Source organism: Streptomyces sp. NPDC052687 (assembly GCF_040678395.1).
In the GTDB taxonomy this organism is placed as follows: domain Bacteria; phylum Actinomycetota; class Actinomycetes; order Streptomycetales; family Streptomycetaceae; genus Streptomyces.
Genome location: NZ_JBFATR010000008.1, coordinates 123073 through 142142, shown reverse-complemented (window position 1 = coordinate 142142; position 19070 = coordinate 123073). Strand labels below are relative to the sequence as shown.

General features: G+C 73.1%; 17 protein-coding genes. 8 read left to right on the top strand and 9 right to left on the bottom strand.

The genetic code is table 11. The features are described from left to right. Positions 1-81: 81 nt before the first annotated feature. From katG to AB0K92_RS11205, 3 genes are all read right to left on the bottom strand, one after another. On the bottom strand, positions 82-2301 hold the full coding sequence (gene katG, locus AB0K92_RS11215) for a catalase/peroxidase HPI (protein WP_365921603.1): 2220 nt from the start codon (positions 2299-2301) through the stop codon (positions 82-84). A 32-nt stretch (positions 2302-2333) separates the two neighbouring features. After that, the gene (locus AB0K92_RS11210) at positions 2334-2771 is read right to left on the bottom strand and encodes a Fur family transcriptional regulator (RefSeq protein ID WP_365921601.1); all 438 of its coding nucleotides are present in this window, start codon (positions 2769-2771) and stop codon (positions 2334-2336) included. Between the two features lie 156 nt (positions 2772-2927). Then, positions 2928-5003: a discoidin domain-containing protein gene (locus AB0K92_RS11205; protein ID WP_365921599.1), complete on the bottom strand. Its 2076-nt coding sequence runs from the start codon at positions 5001-5003 to the stop codon at positions 2928-2930. A gap of 216 nt (positions 5004-5219) precedes the next feature. Between AB0K92_RS11205 and AB0K92_RS11200 the strand changes: the two genes are divergently transcribed. The 4 genes from AB0K92_RS11200 to AB0K92_RS11185 all read left to right on the top strand — a co-directional run bounded on the left by AB0K92_RS11200 (position 5220) and on the right by AB0K92_RS11185 (position 10116). Then, positions 5220-6713, top strand: a complete 1494-nt coding sequence (locus tag AB0K92_RS11200; RefSeq protein ID WP_365921597.1) for a Y4yA family PLP-dependent enzyme — start codon at positions 5220-5222, stop codon at positions 6711-6713. Next, positions 6710-8029, top strand: coding sequence for a pyridoxal-phosphate dependent enzyme (locus AB0K92_RS11195; RefSeq protein WP_365921595.1), 1320 nt, complete (start codon positions 6710-6712; stop codon positions 8027-8029). The genes AB0K92_RS11200 and AB0K92_RS11195 overlap by 4 nt, the downstream gene beginning before the upstream one ends. Positions 8030-8034: 5 nt before the next feature. Beyond that, positions 8035-9252: an aminotransferase class V-fold PLP-dependent enzyme gene (locus tag AB0K92_RS11190; protein WP_365921593.1), complete on the top strand. Its 1218-nt coding sequence runs from the start codon at positions 8035-8037 to the stop codon at positions 9250-9252. A 99-nt stretch (positions 9253-9351) separates the two neighbouring features. Then, positions 9352-10116: a class I SAM-dependent methyltransferase gene (locus AB0K92_RS11185; RefSeq protein ID WP_365921591.1), complete on the top strand. Its 765-nt coding sequence runs from the start codon at positions 9352-9354 to the stop codon at positions 10114-10116. Between the two features lie 161 nt (positions 10117-10277). Here the strand turns inward: AB0K92_RS11185 and AB0K92_RS11180 are convergent, their stop codons facing one another. Further along, entirely contained in the window at positions 10278-11801 is a 1524-nt protein-coding gene (locus tag AB0K92_RS11180; protein ID WP_365921589.1) for a tannase/feruloyl esterase family alpha/beta hydrolase, read from the bottom strand. A 183-nt stretch (positions 11802-11984) separates the two neighbouring features. On the opposite strand from AB0K92_RS11180, the gene AB0K92_RS11175 reads away from it, so the two are divergent. Continuing rightward, entirely contained in the window at positions 11985-13457 is a 1473-nt protein-coding gene (locus AB0K92_RS11175; protein ID WP_365921587.1) for a PHB depolymerase family esterase, read from the top strand. 95 nt (positions 13458-13552) lie between these two features. Here the strand turns inward: AB0K92_RS11175 and AB0K92_RS11170 are convergent, their stop codons facing one another. Continuing rightward, positions 13553-13807, bottom strand: coding sequence for a hypothetical protein (locus AB0K92_RS11170; RefSeq protein WP_365921585.1), 255 nt, complete (start codon positions 13805-13807; stop codon positions 13553-13555). Positions 13808-13914: 107 nt separating this feature from the next. On the opposite strand from AB0K92_RS11170, the gene AB0K92_RS11165 reads away from it, so the two are divergent. Then, on the top strand, positions 13915-14520 hold the full coding sequence (locus AB0K92_RS11165; protein ID WP_365921583.1) for a M36 family metallopeptidase: 606 nt from the start codon (positions 13915-13917) through the stop codon (positions 14518-14520). 12 nt (positions 14521-14532) lie between these two features. On the opposite strand, the gene AB0K92_RS11160 is transcribed toward AB0K92_RS11165, so the two are convergent. The 3 genes from AB0K92_RS11160 to AB0K92_RS11150 form a co-directional block, all read right to left on the bottom strand. Further along, positions 14533-14928 (bottom strand): VOC family protein, encoded by a 396-nt coding sequence (locus AB0K92_RS11160; protein ID WP_365921581.1) that lies wholly within the window; start codon positions 14926-14928, stop codon positions 14533-14535. A 69-nt stretch (positions 14929-14997) separates the two neighbouring features. Beyond that, positions 14998-15351, bottom strand: a complete 354-nt coding sequence (locus tag AB0K92_RS11155) for a DUF3140 domain-containing protein (protein ID WP_365921579.1) — start codon at positions 15349-15351, stop codon at positions 14998-15000. Positions 15352-15366: 15 nt separating this feature from the next. Beyond that, a complete protein-coding gene (locus tag AB0K92_RS11150; protein ID WP_365921577.1) occupies positions 15367-15609 on the bottom strand; it encodes a DUF2945 domain-containing protein in 243 nt (80 codons plus the stop codon). A 232-nt stretch (positions 15610-15841) separates the two neighbouring features. Between AB0K92_RS11150 and AB0K92_RS11145 the strand changes: the two genes are divergently transcribed. Further along, positions 15842-16330: an MSMEG_6728 family protein gene (locus AB0K92_RS11145; RefSeq protein ID WP_365921575.1), complete on the top strand. Its 489-nt coding sequence runs from the start codon at positions 15842-15844 to the stop codon at positions 16328-16330. Between the two features lie 164 nt (positions 16331-16494). Here AB0K92_RS11145 and AB0K92_RS11140 read toward each other — a convergent pair whose 3' ends face one another. Next, positions 16495-17670 carry a spore photoproduct lyase family protein gene (locus AB0K92_RS11140; protein WP_365921573.1) on the bottom strand — a complete coding sequence of 392 codons (1176 nt, stop codon included), beginning with the start codon at positions 17668-17670 and terminating at the stop codon, positions 16495-16497. A gap of 239 nt (positions 17671-17909) precedes the next feature. On the opposite strand from AB0K92_RS11140, the gene AB0K92_RS11135 reads away from it, so the two are divergent. After that, positions 17910-18794, top strand: coding sequence for an oxygenase MpaB family protein (locus AB0K92_RS11135; protein ID WP_365921571.1), 885 nt, complete (start codon positions 17910-17912; stop codon positions 18792-18794). The last annotated feature ends 276 nt before the right edge of the window (positions 18795-19070 follow it).

Below are 19070 nucleotides of genomic sequence, written 5' to 3'. Positions count from 1 at the left end.
GCGGCGGATCCGGCAGGTCCGGGCCGGCCCGTGACGGGTCGGCCCGGACAGCGGAGGAGCGGCCGGTCAGGCGGAGCCGGCTCAGACCAGGTCGAACCGGTCCAGCTCCATGACCTTGACCCACGCGGCGACGAAGTCGTGTACGAACTTCTCCTTCGCGTCGTCGCTCGCGTAGACCTCGGCGAGCGCGCGCAGCTCCGAGTTCGAGCCGAAGACCAGGTCGGCGCGGCTGCCGGCCCACTTCAGCTCGCCGGTGGCGGCGTCGCGGCCCTCGAAGGTGGTCTGGTCCTCGGAGGTCGCCTTCCACGTCGTACCCAGGTCGAGCAGGTTGACGAAGAAGTCGTTGGTCAGCGCGCCCGGGGTCCGGGTGAGGACGCCGAGCTGCGACTGCTGGTGGTTGGCGCCGAGCACGCGCAGCCCACCGACGAGGACGGTCATCTCGGGAGCGCTCAGGGTGAGCAGGTTCGCCTTGTCGAGCAGCAGGTACTCGGCCGGCAGGCGGTTGCCCTTGCCCAGGTAGTTGCGGAAGCCGTCGGCCGTGGGCTCCAGCGCGGCGAAGGACTCGACGTCGGTGTGCTCCTCGGTGGCGTCGACCCGGCCCGGGGTGAAGGGCACCTCGATGTCGAAGCCGGCGTCCTTGGCGGCCTTCTCGATCGCGGCGCAGCCGCCGAGGACGATCAGGTCGGCGAGGGACACCTTCCGGGCGCCGGTGTTCCACTCCTGCTGGACGCTCTCCAGGGTGCGCAGCACGACCGCGAGCTGGTCGGGGTCGTTGACCTCCCAGTTGCGCTGCGGCTCCAGGCGGATGCGGGCGCCGTTGGCGCCGCCGCGCTTGTCGCTGCCGCGGAAGGTGGAGGCGGACGCCCACGCGGTGGTGACCAGCTGGGAGACGGTCAGGCCCGAGTCGAGCAGCTTGGCCTTGAGCGCCGCGATGTCGGCGGCGTCGATGAGCTCGCCCTCGCGCTCCGGCAGCGGGTCCTGCCACAGCAGGATCTCCTCCGGGACCTCGGGGCCGAGGTAGAGCGACTTCGGGCCCATGTCGCGGTGGGTCAGCTTGAACCAGGCGCGGGCGAAGGCGTCGGCGAACTCGTCCGGGTTCTCGTAGAAGCGGCGCGAGATCTGCTCGTAGACCGGGTCGAAGCGCAGGGCCAGGTCGGTGGTGAGCATGGTCGGGCGGTGCTTCTTCGCCGGGTCGTGGGCGTCCGGGATGATCTCCGGGGCGTCCTTGGCGACCCACTGCTTGGCGCCGGCCGGGGACTCGGTCAGCTCGTACTCGAACTCGAAGAGGTTCTTGAAGAAGCCGTTGCTCCACCGGGTGGGCGTGCTGGTCCAGGTCACCTCCAGGCCGGAGGTGATGGTGTCGGCGCCCTTGCCGGTGCCGTAGGTGTTCCTCCAGCCGAGGCCCTGCTCCTCCATGGAGGCGGCCTCGGGGTCGGCGCCGACGTGGTCGGCGGGGCCGGCGCCGTGGGTCTTGCCGAAGGTGTGACCACCGGCGATGAGGGCGACGGTCTCCTCGTCGTTCATCGCCATGCGGCGGAAGGTCTCACGGATGTCGCGGGCCGCGGCCAGCGGGTCCGGGTTGCCGTTGGGGCCCTCGGGGTTGACGTAGATCAGGCCCATCTGGACGGCGCCGAGCGGGTTCTCCAGCTCGCGGTCGCCGCTGTAGCGCTGGTCGTCGAGCCAGGTGGTCTCGGGACCCCAGTAGACGTCCTCCTCCGGCTCCCAGACGTCCTCGCGGCCGCCGGCGAAGCCGAAGGTCTTGAAGCCCATGGTCTCCAGGGCGACGTTGCCGGCGAGGATCATCAGGTCGGCCCAGGACAGGCTCTGGCCGTACTTCTTCTTGACCGGCCACAGCAGGCGGCGGGCCTTGTCGAGGTTGGCGTTGTCCGGCCAGCTGTTCAGCGGGGCGAACCGCTGCTGGCCGGCTCCGGCGCCGCCGCGGCCGTCGCTGATCCGGTAGGTGCCGGCGCTGTGCCAGGCCATTCTGACGATCAGCGGGCCGTAGTGGCCGAAGTCGGCGGGCCACCAGTCCTGGGAGGTGGTCAGAACCTCGGCGATGTCCCGTTTGACGGCCGGGAGGTCGAGGCTCTGGAAGGCCTCGGCGTAGTCGAAGTCCTCGCCGAGCGGGTTCGCCACGGGCGGGTTCTTCGCGAGGATCTTCAGGTTGAGCCGCTCCGGCCACCACTGGCGGTTGCCGCCGCCCTGGGTGGGGTGCAGCGCGCGCCCGTGTGCGACCGGGCAGCCACCCGAGCCGCCCTCCGTCTTGGGGTCGGTGACGATCGCATCGGGGTTCTCAGCCATGGGAAACCTTCCGAACTAGTGGATCACGGTGCTCAGGAACTGCTGGTGGTGGAACAGCCGGGGCACAGACCCCAGTAGATGACCTCGGCCTCGTCGATCGCGAAGCCCCGGTCGTCGGACGCGGTGAGACAGGGGGCGTGGCCGACGGCGCAGTCGACGTCGGCGACGGCGCCGCACGAGCGGCACACGAGGTGGTGGTGGTTGTCGCCGACCCGGCCCTCGTAGCGGGCCGGGGAGCCCGGGGGCTCGATACGGCGTACGAGTCCGGCCGCGGTGAGCGCGTGCAGCGCGTCGTACACGGCCGGAAGGGAGATCCGGCCCACGCGTTCGCGCACACCGGCCGCGATGGCCTCGGCGTCCAGGTGGCCGCCGGCCCGCACGGTGTCGAGCAGCGCGACGCGGGCCGCCGTCACCCGCAGGCCTGCGCCACGCAGCTCGTCGGCGGTGGTCGGGGTCCCGGATGCGGTCACGGGGGTCAAGCTACCGCGTAAACACGAACAATTAAAGAAAACAAACGGTTCAAGTTTGATGGCCGGATGAGGGGATCCGTGCGGCCAGGGGGTGACGGGCGAGTGACGGCGGTGACGGCGGGTGACCAGGGGTGAGGGCGGCCGGGCCCTTGGCCGTCAGCCGCCGTGGACGCTGACCTCGCGGAGGGAGTAGCCCCAGTCCGTGCCGCGCTCCAGGCCCTGGACGCGGACGTACCGGGCGGGTGCCGGGGTGAAGCGCGCGGTGTCCAGTCCGCCGTCGCCGGCCGTGGTGGACCAGGCGGTCCGCCAGCTGTTCCCGTCGGCGGACAGCTCGACGCGGTACGCCCTGCCGTAGGCGCGTTCCCAGTCGAGGGTGACGCGGCCGACGAGGCGGGTGGCGCCCAGGTCGACGGTCAGCCACTGGTCGTCGCTCCACTCGCTGGCCCAGCGGGTGCCGGGCTCGCCGTCGACGGCCCGGCCGGGCGCGAAGCTCGTGAAGGGGTTCCACCACTCGGTGGAGCTCGCGGTGGCGGTGGCGCCGCGGGCGAGGTCGGTCCCGGCCCGGTGCCGCTCGGTCGCGCCCCAGGTGCCGAGGTAGGACTCGGCGCCGCGGAACAGGTCGTCCACCACGTCCTGGCCGCCGACCCGCCGGATGTCCTCGATCCAGTCGGGGACGAGGCCGTAGTGGGCGGCGCCGTCGGTGTTGAGGTCCCAGGTGCGCTCGCCGGTGGTCTGGCGGTCGAGGAGGGAGCCGCCGTCGGCGCTGCGGAAGGGGTAGCGGACCGGGTTGCCGGTGTCCGTGCCGCGCGGGGCGGGCCAGCCGCCGACGCCGTTCATGTCGGTGCCGTAGCCGTAGCCGGCGCCGTACTTCTCGCGCAGCGCGTCGGTGCGCCGCGCCTCCGCGGTGAAGTGCTCGGAGCCGTGCATGTACTGGGCGACGAAGCCGCCGAGGCGGTAGACGCGCTCGGTCCAGTTCAGGTCCATCCAGCTGTGCGAGGAGAGCACGCCCGGGTAGGACTCGGCCTCGAAGATGTCGAGCACCCGGCCGGTGGCCTTGACGCTCATGTGGTCGATCTCGAGCATCATCTTGCGCTGCATCATGCCGCGCACGGCGTACTCGCCGAGCGGGGTGAGCCCGCGCACGTTGCAGCGGGCACCGGCGTCGTACGACGGGACGCTCACGCCGGCCGGCAGCCGCTTCTCCGCCTCCGGCGCGGCCGCGAGACCGATCGGGTTGTCGGCCTGCGGGCCCGTGCACGTCTCGGTCTTCCAGAAGGTGCCGGTGGACAGGAACTGTCCGACGTTGATCGCGGTGCCGAGGGCGCCGGAGTCGAAGCGGACCCCGCACAGCGCGTTGTCGAACTTGTGGCACAGGAACATGCTGCGCACGCCCAGCGCGTGCAGCTCGTCCAAACCCTTGTCGATGTCCTCCTTGTCGCACTGGGGCACGTCGAGGACCTGCTTGCAGCCGAACGGCTCGGAGGTCTCCACGCCGAGGATCACGGCGAGCTTGCCCCGCTCGATCACCTCGCGGGCCTGCGCGCTGTCGGTGACGATCCGGAACCAGCCCTTTCCGGGTCCGCCGTACATGCGGTCGACGTACGCCTGGAGGTCGTACGTCAGTTTCGCCTGGAGCCGGATGGAGGTCATCTCGTCGCAGGAGCGGTCCTTGAAGAAGTAGACCGAGCAGATCACGCCATTGGTGACGAGGTCGTTGACCATGACGCGCTGGCCGCCGCGCCAGGCCCGTTCGATCCAGGCGTAGTAGTTCTGCTGGTGGGTCAGCGAGTCGTGGGCGGGCCAGTCCGCGAAGGTGGGCCAGCCGACGGGGTCGTGCCGGCCGTCGCCGCCGTTGGTGATGAAGTCGAAGATCGCGAGCGAGCCGTCGGGGTAGTGCTCGGGGCAGTCCTTGAGGGCGTCGGCGATGCCCGCGTCGGAGAACGGCTTGCCGCAGATGAGCCGTCCGCCGAAGGCCTCGTTGGAGAACAGGTGGTTGTGGGCGTCGACGAATCCGCGCACGCGGCCCTGGGCGTCGGTGCCGGTGAACGGCTCGCCGGTGACGCCGATGCGGGAGTCGGGGGCGGGGCGCGCGACCGGGTTCCACCAGTCGTCGCCGGCGGCGGATTGCGGGGCGGGGCCGAGGGCCATGGCCAGGGCGAGGAGGAGCAGCGTGACGACGGTGACGTTCTTGCGCCCGGCGTGCCTTCGCGTGCGGTACCAGCGTGGAGCCATACCCACTCCCCTGTTTGCCATGTCCGCGCCAATCGCGTGCGTCGAGCATCCCGACCGGGGCCGCGGGAGTCAAGAAGATCGGCCGAAGGACGGTGCCAACCGGGCGTAAAGCGACCAGAGAATGGATAGGGGGCTATACGGCGAAGCTCGGGAAGGGGCGGGAACGGTCGGGCGGGCCCGGGGCGCCGGGTCTGGCATGCGGGCGGAGGGGCGGGCATGGGCGGGGGCACGGGCGGGCATCCCTTGTATCTCGAACCACGACTGGGCACGCGTATCGGCTCGTTGCTGGAGTCCCCGCGGCTCCTGCACGCACTCACCGACGGGCTCGGCTCACCGCTGAACGTGGTGATCCCCGATCAGATCGCGGACAACGCCGAAGAGTTCCGGTCCGTCTACGCGAAACACCATCTGCCGGGCCAGGTGTTCTACGCGCACAAGGCGAACCGCTCCAGCGCCCTGCTGCGCCGGCTGGCCGCCACGGACGCCGGGGTCGACGTCGCGTCCCTGGACGAGTTGCGGCACGCGCTGGGTGCCGGCTTCACCCCCGACCGCGTCACGGCCACCGGCCCGAAGAACCCCGAGTTCCTGTGGCTGGCCGCCCGCACCTCCGTCACCGTCAGCGTCGACAGCCGGGGCGAGCTGGACCAACTGGCCAAGCTGGTACGGCGGTTCCGGCTGCCACCGGTGCGGGTTCTGCTGCGTCTGTCGGGGTTCGAGGCGGCCGGTGTGCGGGTGCTGAGCCGGCGCAGCCGCTTCGGTACGCCGGTGCGGGCGGCCGGGTCGCTGCTGGCGGCGGCCGAGTCGTACCGGGACGCGGTGGAGCCGGTGGGCGTGGCCTATCACCTCGACACCACCAGCATCGACGAGAAGGCGACCGCGCTGGAGGGCTGCCTGCGGGTCCTGGAGGAGTGCCGCGACCGGGGGCTGCGGCCCCGGGCCGTCGACGTGGGCGGCGGGTTCGGGCTCGACTACCTGGCCGACGGCGAGCAGTGGCAGCGCTACACGAGCGCGCTCACCGACGCCGTCCTCGGGCTGCGGCCACCGCTGACCTGGGGCGGGCACGGCTACGGGCTGCGCAACGAGGGCGGCACCCTGCGCGGCGCGCTCGGCCTCTACCCCGCGCACCGGCCGGTCGCCGGCGCCCGCTACCTCGACGAACTGCTCGCCCACCCCGCCCCCTCCCTGGGCGGCCGGCCGCTGGGCGCGCTGCTGGTGGAGCATCTGTACGACCTCCACACCGAGCCCGGACGAGCCCTGCTGGACCAGTGCGGGCTGACCCTCGCGAAGGTGCTGGAGGTGCGCGAGCCGGAGCCCGGCGGGGAGCTGCACGTGCGGCTGGCGGCGAACGCCGGCGACATCGGCCTGGAGGAACACGGCGTCCTGCTGGACCCCGTCGTCGTCCCCCGCGCCGGCCGTGGCCCCGCCCCGTCCGGACCCGGCGAGGCGCCGGTCGCCGTGCACCTCTTCGGCAATCTCTGCCTGGAGTCGGACCTGATCACCCGCCGCACGGTCTTCCTGCCGCACCGGCCCGAGCCGGGTGACCTGATGGCGTTCGTGAACACCGCCGGTTACTGCATGGACTTTCACGCCACCCTGGCCCAGCGGCAGCCCGTCGCCCGCAAGGTCGCCGCCTGGCAGGAGGACGGCGGGTGGCACTGGTGCCTGGACGATCAGTACTGGCCGACCACCTCCGTGGGGGGAGCACAGTGAGGTACGACAGCATCACCGAGGCCATCGGCAACACCCCGTTGGTGCGCATCGAGCCGGCCGTGCACGGTCTGCGCCACATCGACCTGTACGCCAAGCTGGAACTGCTCAACCCGTTCGGCTCGGTCAAGGACCGGGCCGCGTGGAACATGGCCCGCCCGCATCTGGACTCCGCGGCGGCGCGGGGCAGCCAGGTCGTGGAGCTGTCCAGCGGGAACACGGCGAAGGCGCTGGCCGTGCTCGCGGGCATGCACGGGCTGACCTTCAAGAGCGTCACCAACCGGATGCGGATCCCCGAGATCAAGGATCTGCTGCTGCTGCTCGGCGCGGAGATCGAGGAGCTGCCGGGCCAGAGCGAGTGCCTGGACCCGACCGCCACCGACGATCCGCTGACCCTGTTCCACCGGACGATCTCGGAGCAGGGCAGCGCGTATCTGCACACCGACCAGTACTTCAACCCGCGCAACACCGAGGCGCATCTGACCGGCACCGGCCCGGAGATCGTCAAGGACCTGGACGGCCGCGCCCCGGACTGGTTCGTCGCCTGCGTGGGCACCGCCGGGTCCTCGACGGGGGTCGCCCGGGTGCTGCGGGAGAACGACCCCGCGGTGCGGGTCCTCGGGCTGGTCGCGGCCAAGTCCGACTTCATCCCCGGCATCCGCACCCTCGACGAGGCTCACGAGGTGGGCCTGTTCGACCCCGCCACCTACGACGCGATCGAGTCCGTCACCTCCGACGAGGCGATCGAGGGGATGCTCACCCTCAACCGCCGCTGCGGCATCCTGGCCGGACCCACCGGCGGGGCCGCCTACTTCGGTGCGGTGCGCCGGCTGCGCGAGATCGACGCGGAGCTGACGGAGCGCCAGTCGGCGGTGTTCATCGTCTGCGACCGGGTGGAGAGCTATCTGAGCTACGTCCGCAAGCGGCGCCCCGACCTGTTCGGCCGCCCGGCCCGCACCGGCTCGCCGGCCGGCCTGACCGAGGACGAGGTGCGCACGGCCCCGTCCGTCGACGTCGCCGAGGCCCGCGCCTGGATCGACACCGGCCGGCCGCTCGTGGTCGACCTGCGCAGCCCGTTCGCGTACGCCGCGCTGCACATCGACGGATCGGTCAACATCGTCGACGAGGTCTTCGAGGAACTGCTGCGCGGCGGGCTGCCGTTCAGCCGCAGCCGCCCGGTGCTGCTGGCGTGTCCGGTGGGCGAGAAGTCCGCCCGCTACGCGGCGCTGCTGACCCGGATGGGCCACCCGGACGTGCGCAGTCTGGCCGGCGGGATCATCGCCTGGCGGGACGCGGGCGCTCCCCTGGTGCGGGACTGACCGCCATGACCACCTCCGGCATCCGCGCCCAGGGCACGGCCGCGCTCTCCGAGTTACGGGACTGGCAGCGCGCGCTGCGCGACCAGTTCCCCATCGTCACCGCCCACCCCGACCTCGCCTATCTGGACAGCGCGGCCACCGCCCAGAAGCCGCGGGCCGTGCTCGACACGGCACTGACCTACCTCACCACGACCAACGCCAACGCCGGGCGCGGCACCTATCCCTGGGCCAACCGCAGCACCGCGCTGATCGAGGAGGCGCGCGAGCGGGTCAAGCGGTTCCTCGGCGACCCCGACCCCGCGCGCTCGGCGGTGCACTTCACCAGCGGCACCACCGAGGGGCTGCGCACCCTGGCCCGCGACTGGCTGCCCTCGTTCCTCTCCGACGGCGACGAGATCGTCGTTCCCGTCGCCGACCACCAGGCGAACATCGAGCCGTGGCTGGAGGCCCAGCGGCTGCTGGCCCGGCAGGGCGTGCGCATCGAGGTCCGGCCGATGCCGTACCAGCCGGGCTCCGGCGACTACGACCACCGGGCGCTCGCCGAACTGGCCGGTCCGCGCACCCGGTTCGTCGCCGTCACCCACGTCCACCACGTGTACGGCGGCGACATGAACGTGCACCGGATCCGCGAGGCGGTCGGTCCGGACGCGGTCATCTGCCTGGACGCCGCCCAGAGCGTCGGCCATGTGCCGGTGTCGGTGGCCGGCCTGGACGTGGACTTCGTCGTCTTCTCCGGGCACAAGGCGATGGCCCTGCCGGGGACGGGAGCCGTATGGGCGCGGCAGGCACGCGGGCCCGCGTTCACACCGGGCGGGTGGTCCGGCACGCCCAACACCGTCGGCATCGCCTCCCTGACGGCGGCCCTGGACTGGCTGGACGCCGCCGGTGTCGACCGGATCGAGCGGTGGACGGTGGCACTCGCGGCCCGGCTGACCGACGGACTGCGCCGGCTGGACGCCTACGAGATCCTGGGCTGCCAGACCAGTCTCGCCGCCGGCTCACCCGTCCAGCAGCGCCGCGGGATCGTCACCTTCCGGCACCGCGCCGTCGACTCCGGCGACCTCGGATTCATCCTGTTCAGCCACGGTTTCATGGTCCGCTCCGACCAGCACTGCCAGGGCGAGGCGGGCGAGCCGACCGGCTCCGTACGGGTGAGTCTGCACGTCTACAACGAGGCGGAGGAGATCGACCGGCTGCTGTCCGTCCTGGCGTCACTGGAGTGAGTGATGCCGCCACCGAACACATAATGGGAACCGTTTTCACCTGTAGACTCGTCGGACGAACGGGACAGCTGGTGCGAGACGGTGAGGTGGCACGACCCCATGGGACTGAGCCTGGCGACGGCGGAACGATGGGTGGAGCGCTGGGAGCGCCAGCAGCAGCGCTACGCCATCGACCGCGAGGAGCGCTTCACCGTCATCGCCGACGTCGTCGAGCACGTCACCGCCGGCCGGCCGGGGCGCCCGCTCGTCGTCGACCTCGGCTGCGGCCCCGGCTCGCTCGCCGCCCGGCTGGCCCGCCGGCTGCCGGCCGCGGAGATCGTCGGCGTCGACCGGGACCCGCTGCTGCTGGAGCTGGCCCGCACCCACCACCCGGACGCCGCCCGGTACGTCGACGCGGAGATCGACGCACCGGGCTGGACCGAGGCGCTGGGCCTCGACCGCCCGCTGGACGCGGCGGTGTCCACCACCGCCCTGCACTACCTGGCCCCGGACGCGCTGATGCGCACCTACCGGCGGCTCGCCCGGCTGCTGCGGCCCGGCGGGGTCCTCGTCAACGGCGACCACCTGCCGCACGACGACCCCGCGCTCGCACAGATCGCCGACGAGGTGGGCAGCCGCCACGCCGAGCGGCAGCGGGCCTGGCCGGAGGAGGACTGGACCTCCTGGTGGACGGCGGTCGCCGAGGACCCGGAACTGACCGACCTCCTCGCCGAACGCCGCGGCCGCGAGCCCTCGCCCGGCACCCCGGAGCCCGCTCCCCTCTCCCTCGCCGCCCACGTCCGGCTGCTGCGCCGGGCCGGGTTCCGGCAGGCGGGTGCGGTCTGGCAGTACGGCGACAGCCACGTGGTCGTCGCGATCCGCTGACCGGGCGATCCGCGGGCCGCGCGAGCCGCCGACTGGGCGATCCCCCGACCGGGCGATCCGCTGCCCACGCGGCCCGCTGACTGGGCGATCCCCCGACCGGGCGATCCGCTGCCCGCGCGGCCCGCTGACCGTTGGGCCCGCTGACCGTTGGGCCCGTCGGTTCAGGGCCGCCCCGGCAGGGAGCACCTGGTCAGCAGGTCCGCGGCGTCCGCCCCGGCGGGCCGGGCGAGCGTCCGGGAGGCGGGCGGCCGGATGCCTGCGGTGAGCCAGTCCTCCAGCGCGGTGAACGCCGAGCGGTGGCAGGGGGTGAGCGGACGCAGCCGGTCCGGGAAGGCGTCGACGAGACTGTCGGTGTGGGTGCCGCCCTCGATCCGGTAGTAGCGGTGCAGCGGGGCGCGCCCGGCTGCGTCGACCATGCGGGCGTAGACGTCCGAGTCCCTACCGATGGGAAGCAGCACGTCGAGGGTGCCGTGCAGGGTGATCAGCGGTTTGCCGATCCGTCCGGTGAGCGCGATCCGCTCCACGGCCCGCCGCACCTCGTCGGGGCGCGCCGCGTAGTCGTAGTCGGCGTCGCAGCCGGGGGTGCCCGGCGCGCAGTGGGGCGTGCCGGCCTCGGTGGGGCCGTCGTAGCCGGGGTCGAGTTCCTCGCGGTAGATGCGCTGGGTCAGGTCCCAGTAGACCTGGTGGTGGTACGGCCACAGGAACTCCGAGCCGGCCGGGAAGCCCGCGGCGTGCAGGTCGGCCCGCGCCCGCTCGGCGTCCGGGCCGCCCGCGGCGAAGCGGGGGTAGGCGCGCAGCGCCTCGGGCAGGAAGTGCAGCAGGGTGGGCCCGTCGGCGCGCCAGAGGGTGCCCTCCCAGTCCACTCCCCCGTCGTACAGCTCGGGGTGGTTCTCCAGCTGCCAGCGCACCAGGTAACCGCCGTTGGACATGCCGGTCACCAGGGTGCGCGCGGGCGGGCGCAGATAGCGCTGGGCGACGGCCGCGCGTGCGGCCCGGGTGAGCTGGGTGAGCCGCCGGTTCCACTCGGCGATGGCGTCGCCCGGCCGCTTCCCGTCGCGATGGAAGGCGAGGCCGGTGTTGCCCTTGTCGGTGGCGGCGTAGGCGTAGCCGCGCGCGAGGACCCAGTCGGCGATGGCCCGGTCGTTGGCGTACTGCTCGCGGTTGCCGGGGGTGCCGGCCACGACCAGGCCGCCGTTCCAGCGGTCCGGCAGGCGCAGCACGAACTGGGCGTCGTGGTGCCAGCCGTGGTTGGTGTTGGTGGTGGAGGTGTCGGGGAAGTAGCCGTCGATCTGGATGCCGGGGACGCCGCTCGGCACGTCGAGGTTCTTCGGCGTGAGGCCGGCCCAGTCGGCGGGATCCGTGTGACCGGAGGCCACCGTCCCGGCCGTGGTCAGCTCCTTGAGGCAGGCCGTCTTCTGGTGTTCGGCGCCGGGTACGCGCACCTTGGTCAGGCGGGGGCAGGGGCGGGTGCCGTCGGCGGACGCGGCGGTGGTCGTTTCTGTGGTTGTGGCCGCGGTCGCGGTCGGTGCTCCGGCCCTGGTCGTGGTCGTCACTCCGGCCGTGGTCGTGGTCGTCGCACCGGCCGCGGTCGTCGCCGTGGAGGCGAGGAGGGTGAGGGCGGCGAGAGCGGCGGCCGGTACGCCCCGTCGCCTGAGACGTGGTGTGGAGCCGCGGGCGAGACGCATCGGGTGCCTCCGGGATCGAGTGCCGTGGATGCGCGGGAGGTTAGGCCGCCCGGAGCGGGCGTGACCATGGAGGGCCGCCACATACGACACCTGTGCAACCTGGTTGTACAGCCCATGCCTTGGCGGTGTGACCACGTCGATGATGCCCTCCCACTCGTCCATCGCAGCAGGGAGGCAGTCGCCATGAGTCAGCCGCACCACCCCACGAAGGGCCGCCGTCTCCTGGGCGGTGTCCGCCGTAGGCTCGCCGCCGCGGCGGGCGCGCTCGCCCTCGCCGCCGGCCTGGTGGCCCAGGGCTCGCCCGCCTCCGCCGCGGGCCTGACCCAGGTCTCCGGTTTCGGCACGAACCCCGGCAACCTCGCCATGTACGCCTACGTCCCCGACGCCCTGCCCTCCGGCGCCCCGCTCGTGGTGGCGCTGCACGGCTGCACGCAGAGCGCGGGCGACTACTACGGCCACTCCGGCTGGCCGGCCCTCGCCGACCGGCACCGCTTCGCGGTCGTCTTCCCCCAGACCGACACCGCCAACAACGCCAACTCCTGCTTCAACTGGTTCGAGCCGGGTGACAGCACGCGCGGCCGGGGCGAGGCGCTGTCGATCCGGCAGATGGTCGACAAGGCGGTCGCCCTGTACGGCAGTGACCCCCGGCGCGTCTACGTCACGGGCCTGTCGGCGGGCGGCGGCATGACGGCGAACCTGCTCGCCGCGTACCCCGACGTCTTCGCGGGCGGGGCCATCGCCTCCGGACTGCCCGCCCGCTGCGCCGACAGCGTGTCCGCGGCGTACACCTGCATGTACAGCCCGCCGGACCGGACCCCGGCCCAGTGGGGCGACCTGGTGCGTGCCGCCGCTCCTGCCGGGACCACCTCCTGGCCGCGCGTGGCGATCTGGCAGGGCACCGCCGACACCACGGTCCGGCCCGCCAACGCGACCGAACTGCGCGACCAGTGGACCGACGTGTGGGGCATCGGCCAGATCCCGTCCCGCACCGAGAACCTGACCGGTTCCACCACGCGGAGCGTCTACACCGACGCCGCCGGACGTCCCGCGGTCGAGGTGTACTCGATCGCCGGCATGGGGCACGGGCTGGCGGTCGACCCGGGCAGCGGTGCCGAACAGTGCGGCACGGCCGGTGCGTACTACCTGGACACCATCTGCTCCAGCCATCACACCGCCCGCTTCTGGGGGCTGGACCGCGGCAGCGGCGACGGTGGCACCGGGGCGCTGCCAGCCCCCACGGGGCTGACCGTCACCGGGACCTCCGACTCCACGGCCTCCCTGCGCTGGAACGCGGTCGCCGGAGCGGCCTCGTACCAGGTCTTCCGCGACGGGACCAAGGTGGGCGGCACGGCCTCCACCGGCTACACCGACACCGCTCTGGCCGCCGGCACGGCATACCGCTACACCGTGGCCGCCGTCGACTCCGCGGGCACCGCGGGCGCGATGTCCGCCGCCGTGACCGCCACCACCACCGGCTTCACGCCCACCTGTCACACCGCGAGCAACTACGAGCACACGGTGGCCGGTCGGGCCTACGCGAGCGGTGGCCAGACCTACGCCAAGGGGTCCGACCAGCCGATGGGTCTGTGGAACACCTTCGTCACGCGCACGCTGAAGCAGACCTCGCCCGGCTACTACGTGATCGCCGACTGCTGAGCGGGCCGTGCCGTCGTGGCCGACCTGATCCAGGGTTCCCTGGACCGGCGCGAAGTCGGCGCAGCCGCTGGTGTCCTGAGCCGCGGGGCGGCGGCTCAGCGCCAGTCGCCGGTCAGCCAGGCGAGCAGCCGGGGGTGGGAGGAGCCGTCGCAGTCGACGAGCACGGCGGTGTCGACGACCTTCACGGAGAACACCGCGTCGGCGGTCCGGGTCAGGTCGTCGGTCAGCTCGCCGGGCTCGCCGATCACCGGCGGTTCGCCGAGCGCGATGCCGGGGTCCGGCGTCGTGCAGCCGACATCGGGGAGCGGCTGGCCGAGGTACCAGCCGCCGAGGAAGACGGCGTACAGCACGGCAGTGGCGCCCCGGGCAGGCCTGTCTCCTGTCCGGCAGGCCTGTCTCCTGTCCGGGCAGCGCCGCGAAGGGCCGGACGTTCGCCTCCCGGCCTGCGCGCTGGCTGGTGGGCGGTCTGCACGACGCGGAGGGGCTGCGGGAGCAGCAGTCCTGGGCGATGGGCGAGGGCTGGTCGGACTTCTTCGCGCTCACCACCCGCAACTGCTTGCTGGAGCCGGAACGGGTCGTCGTCGGCAACTGGGTGATCGACGATCCGGGCGGCATCCGCCAGCGGCCCTACGACGCGTCGTACCCGGGCGGCTTCGGGGACATCGGCAAGGGTCCGAGGGAACTGGCGGACGGCCTGGACTACACGAAGATCCACAATGTGGGCGAGATCTGGTGCGCGGCGCTCCTGGAGCTGACCCGCCGGATCACCGCCGCGCTCGGCGACAAGGAGCGGGCCTACCGGGGGACGTGGCAGGCGGTCGTCGACGGCCTGAAGCTCACCCCGAAGAACCCGACCTTCCTCACCGCCCGCGACGCGGTCCTGCGCGCCCTGCGGGACCTGCGCGGCGGCCGGCTCACCGAGGCCGGGTACCCGGCGGTCCGGCAGGCCGCGTGGGAGTCCTTCGCGAAGTGCGGCATGGGCTTCGACGCGTTCTGCCCGACGGCGTCCTTCAACGGCTGCCGGGTGGGCAGCGAACTGCCGCCGCCCGGCCACGAGGACTAGGGGTGCCGGGTGTCAGCTCTCCTGGAGCACGGCGAGGACGTTGCCTGCCGGGTCGGTGAACCAGGCGATGGCCGCCGGGCCTTCGCCGCCCCCGCCGCGTACGACGCCCTTGTCGTCGTGGTCGAACTCGGGGTAGCGCTCCAGGGTGACGCCGCGTTGCTCCAGTTCGGCGACGGCGGTGTCGATGTCGTCGACGGGGAAGTTGAGGATCGTGAACGTCGCGGGGGCGTGCGTCTCCTTCGGGTAGACGAAGACACGCGCGCCGCTGCCGAGCCTGAGGATCAGCATCCGCATGGCTCCCTGCCCGGCCTCCTGCACGTCGATGCCGAGCGTGTCGCCGTAGAACCGGCGAGCCGCGTCGAGGTCGTCGACCGAGAAGCCGCTGAACGCCTGCGATTGACCGAACATGCCGGGTGTCTCCTTCGCGGGTGAGCCGCGCCGGCGTCGAGGGCCTGATGCCCGACGTCCGCAGGCGGCTCAGTCGTGGGACTCGTCGTCGCCGGTGGGGTCGTGGCCCCAGTTCATCAGGGAGTGGCGCCACCGGGAGTCGCGTACGTCCCCCGCCGGCCGTTGCGCGAGATGGCGGCGGATGTAGCCGGTCACCTTGCGCATGTGCTGGTAGTCGGCGTCCGAGAGGTCGCTCTGCTTCTTGCGCAGGATCTCCACGATGGCGCGCCCGGAGGCGTGGCCGGTCGACTCGCCGCCGTCCTTGTGCTGCCCGGCGGCCTGTGACTCGTCGGTGGCGAGCCACTTCTCCAGCCGGGCGGGCCGCATGTTGACCAGTTCCCGGAACGTGTCCCGGATCCGGCGCCGCTCGTCCTCGGTCGTCACGTCGGCGTCCCCGCCCTACTTCTTCTTCTTGTTCTTCAGCGCCGAGGGCTTGTGCACGGCCGTGCGGCCGGACTTGTCGCTGCGCACCTCGTACTGCGGGTCCTCCGGGGAGGCGGCGACGGTGCGGCCGGCGGCCTTCGTCCGCTTGGTGATCTTCTTCTCCACGGTGCCCGTCGTCTCGCTGCCGTGGCTCTGCCAGGCGACCTTGTCGCCCTTCTCGGGTTCCTTGCCGGACGAGGAGTGCTTGTCCTTCGCCATGGTGCCGCTCCCTCGAAAGACGGTGGTCGGGTTTCCACCTTGCAGGCCGTCGCCGCGGCTCGCACGCCGAGCGGACGTCCGCCCAGAGGGCGGGCGGGGCATGCCCGCCGAGCGGGTGACCGACGGCGGCCGAGCCCGCGCGCGGCCGCGGCGGAGCCGCCGCGGCGGGGAAGGCATCGGGACGCCTGCCGGTGCGCATACGGCGCGCCGCGCGGAAGGGAGCTGGTGACCGATGCAGACGTTCTTGCCGCACCCCGACTTCCGGCAGACCGCCCTGCTGCTGGACCGGCGCCGGCTGGGCAAGCAGCGGGTCGAGGCGCTGCAGGTGCTGCGGGGCCTCACCGTGCCGGGCTACGGGTGGCGCCGGCACCCGGCGGTACGGATGTGGACCGGCTACGAGGAGGCCCTGGTCCGGTACGGCCTGGAGATCTGCCGGGTCTGGCGGGAGCGGGGTCACCAGGACAGCTGCGCCGCCTCCCTGGTCGCCGGGCTGGCCCCGTACCGGCCGGGCGCCCCGGTGCGCGGGCAGGCGGAGCTGGCGGCGGCCGGTGAGCTGCCGCCGTGGCTCGGCGACGAGGCCTTCCACGAGAGCCACCGCTCGGCGCTCGTCCGCAAGGACCCGGAGGTGTACGCCGGGCTGTTCCCCGGGGTGCCGGACGACCTGCCCTACGTGTGGCCCGCCTCGGACCGCGAGCCGCGGCAGACGCCCACGGACGGGTGAGCCGCCCCCGGTGCCGCGGCGGCGACGGGCGTGCCACGGCGGCGCTCAGTGGCGTACGGACGGGCATCCGCGGCTCGGCGGCGCTCAGAAGGCGTGCCTACGGACGTCCGCGGCAGCGGCGGTCAGAAGGCGTACCGACGGGCATCCGGCGGCAGCGGCGACGCTCAGAAGGCGTACCGGACGCGCAGCCACGGGGTGTGGCGGTCGATGAGCGTGCGCAGGGCGGCCACCGCCTCCGCCTTGACCGCGTTGCGGTAGCGGACGTTCACCGCGCCGTTCTCGGAGCGCTTGGCCTGCTGGAGGTCCGGCTGCCACAGGACGTCCTCGGCGCGCGGGTGCCAGCCGAGGTTGACCTCGTGCAGCTCCCGGTTGTGCGTCAGCATGATCACCTCGGCGGCGGCCTGCCCCTTCACCCGCTGAGGCAGCACGTCGTCGAGCCGGGTCAGCAGCTCCGCCCAGGCCTCCTGCCAGCCGGGGCGGATCACCACGGGTGAGAGGTTGAAGTGCACCTCGTACCCGGCGTCCAGGAAGTCCGCGGCGGCGGCGACGCGCTCGGCCACGGGTGAGGTGCGCACGTCCAGCAGCCGGGAGTCGTCCGGCGGCATCAGCGAGAAGCGGATCCGGGTGCGGCCCCGCGGGTCCAGGGCGAGCAGGTCGGGGTTGACGAACTTGGTGGCGAAGGACGCCTTCGCGGTGGGCCACTGCCGGAAGGCGTGCACGAGATCCGCGGTGTTGTCGCAGATCAGCGCGTCCACCGAGCAGTCGCCGTTCTCGCCGACGTCGTACACCCAGGACGCGTCGTCGCACTGGTTCGGCTCGGTCTTGGGCCCCTGCCGCGCGATGTGCCGGGCGATGCCGGCGATGATCCGGTCGATGTTGGTGAAGACGGTGATCGGGTTGGCGTACCCCTTGCGCCGGGGCACATAGCAGTAGGCGCAGGCCATGGCGCAGCCGTTGGAGGCGCCCGGGGCGATCCAGTCCGCGGACCGGCCGTTGGGGCGCACGGTGAGCGCCTTGCGCTCCCCCAGGACCAGCGTCTCCCCCTTGACGCGGACCCAGCGCTCGACGTTCCCCTCGTTGCCGTGCAGTCCGGGGATGCGCCAGTGCGAGTCGACGGTGATCAGCCGCGCCTCGGGGAACCGGGCGGTGATCTGCCGGCCGCGCGGGGAGGCGGCCGCCGCGGGCTCGGCGTGGATCTCCCGCACGGGCAACAGCCGGCGGGCCGTGGCGGAGTCGCGGAACGACGGCCCTTCGGGAACCTGCGCCGGCCCGCCGCCGAGGGCGTCGAGGCCGAAGAGCGTGCCGGAGCCGTCGTCCGGGACGGGGGACGGGGGGTGCATGGGTGCTCCGGTGCGGGGGTGCGAAGGTGCGAGGACGCGAGGGGTTCGGTCTGGTGCCCGGGGTACCGCCGGCGCGTGGTGTGCGGCCGGTACGGTACGCCGCTTCTCCTCCACTGTACGGGGCTCACCGCACGTTCCCGCGGGCTCACGGCCCGTACCGGGTCTCGCCGGAACGGAGTGCGGCGGAGCAGTATGGACAGACGTCACCGTCGCCGCCCGGGGAAGGAGGGGACAACATCATGCGACTCTCCCCGAGCCTCGGCCCGCTGCGCGACCGGATGGGCGAGGCGATCTTCGCCCGGGTCGCCGGGCCGCAGGGCGCGCGGAACCGGGCGCACATCCACGGCACGCCGGGCCCGCGCTGGTTCGGCCCCGAGCGGCCGGTCCGCCGGGTCCACGGCGACGCGTCGATGTTCATCGGCGGCCTGGCCGCCCTGCTGCTGCAGTCGCTGCACCCGCTGGCCATGGCCGCCGTGGCCGCGCACTCCGGCTTCCGCGGTGATCCCTGGGGGCGGCTGCAGCGGACCAGCACCTTCCTCGCCGTCACCACCTACGGCCCGGCCGGCAGCGCGCAGGCGGCCTGCGACCGGGTGCGGGCGGTCCACGAGCAGGTCCGCGGCACCACCGCCGACGGCCTCCCGTACGCCGCCTCGGACCCGCACCTGCTGTGCTGGGTGCACATCGCGGAGGTCGACTGCTTCCTGCGCGCCCACCAGCGCTACGGCGCCCGCCCGCTGGACGACGCCGGCTGCGACGGGTACGTCGCGGACATGGCCCGCATCGCCACCGCGCTCGGCATCCCCGACCCGCCGGCCGACCGCGCCGGCCTCGCGGACCGGCTCGCCGCCTACCGCGGTGAGCTGCGGGCGACGCCCGAGGCCCGCAGCACGGCGCGGTATCTGCTGCTGCGGCCGCCCGTCCCGCTGGTGGCGCGGGTGCCCTACGGTGCCGTCGCCGCGTCCGCGGTCTCGCTGCTGCCGCCGTGGGCGGCCCGGGCCCTGTGGCTGCCCCGGCTCCCGGTGGCCGAGGAGGTGTGCGTACGCCCGCTCGGCACGGCCGTCACCGCGGGGATCCGCTGGGCGATGGCCCCGCGCCGGGAGGCGGCGGACGGGGGCCGGGGCTGACATCGGGATGACGGGACCGCGGGCGGGCAGAACCCGGCCGAGACGACGTTCTCGCCATCGCCGACCCAGTCGCCGTCGAAGTGCAGGGTGGTCATGTGCCGGGGAAACCGACGCGCGGGTCCTCGCCGAGCTGCGTGCCCTGGGCCCGCCGGGCTCCCGGAGTTCGACTGCCGTGGAGCGGCGGCGAGTTCACCCCGCCGGTGGACGGACTGGCGCCGAGGGACGACCTCCCCTCGCGGCGGCGGTGACCGGAGGCTCACCGACCGGATTGCAGTG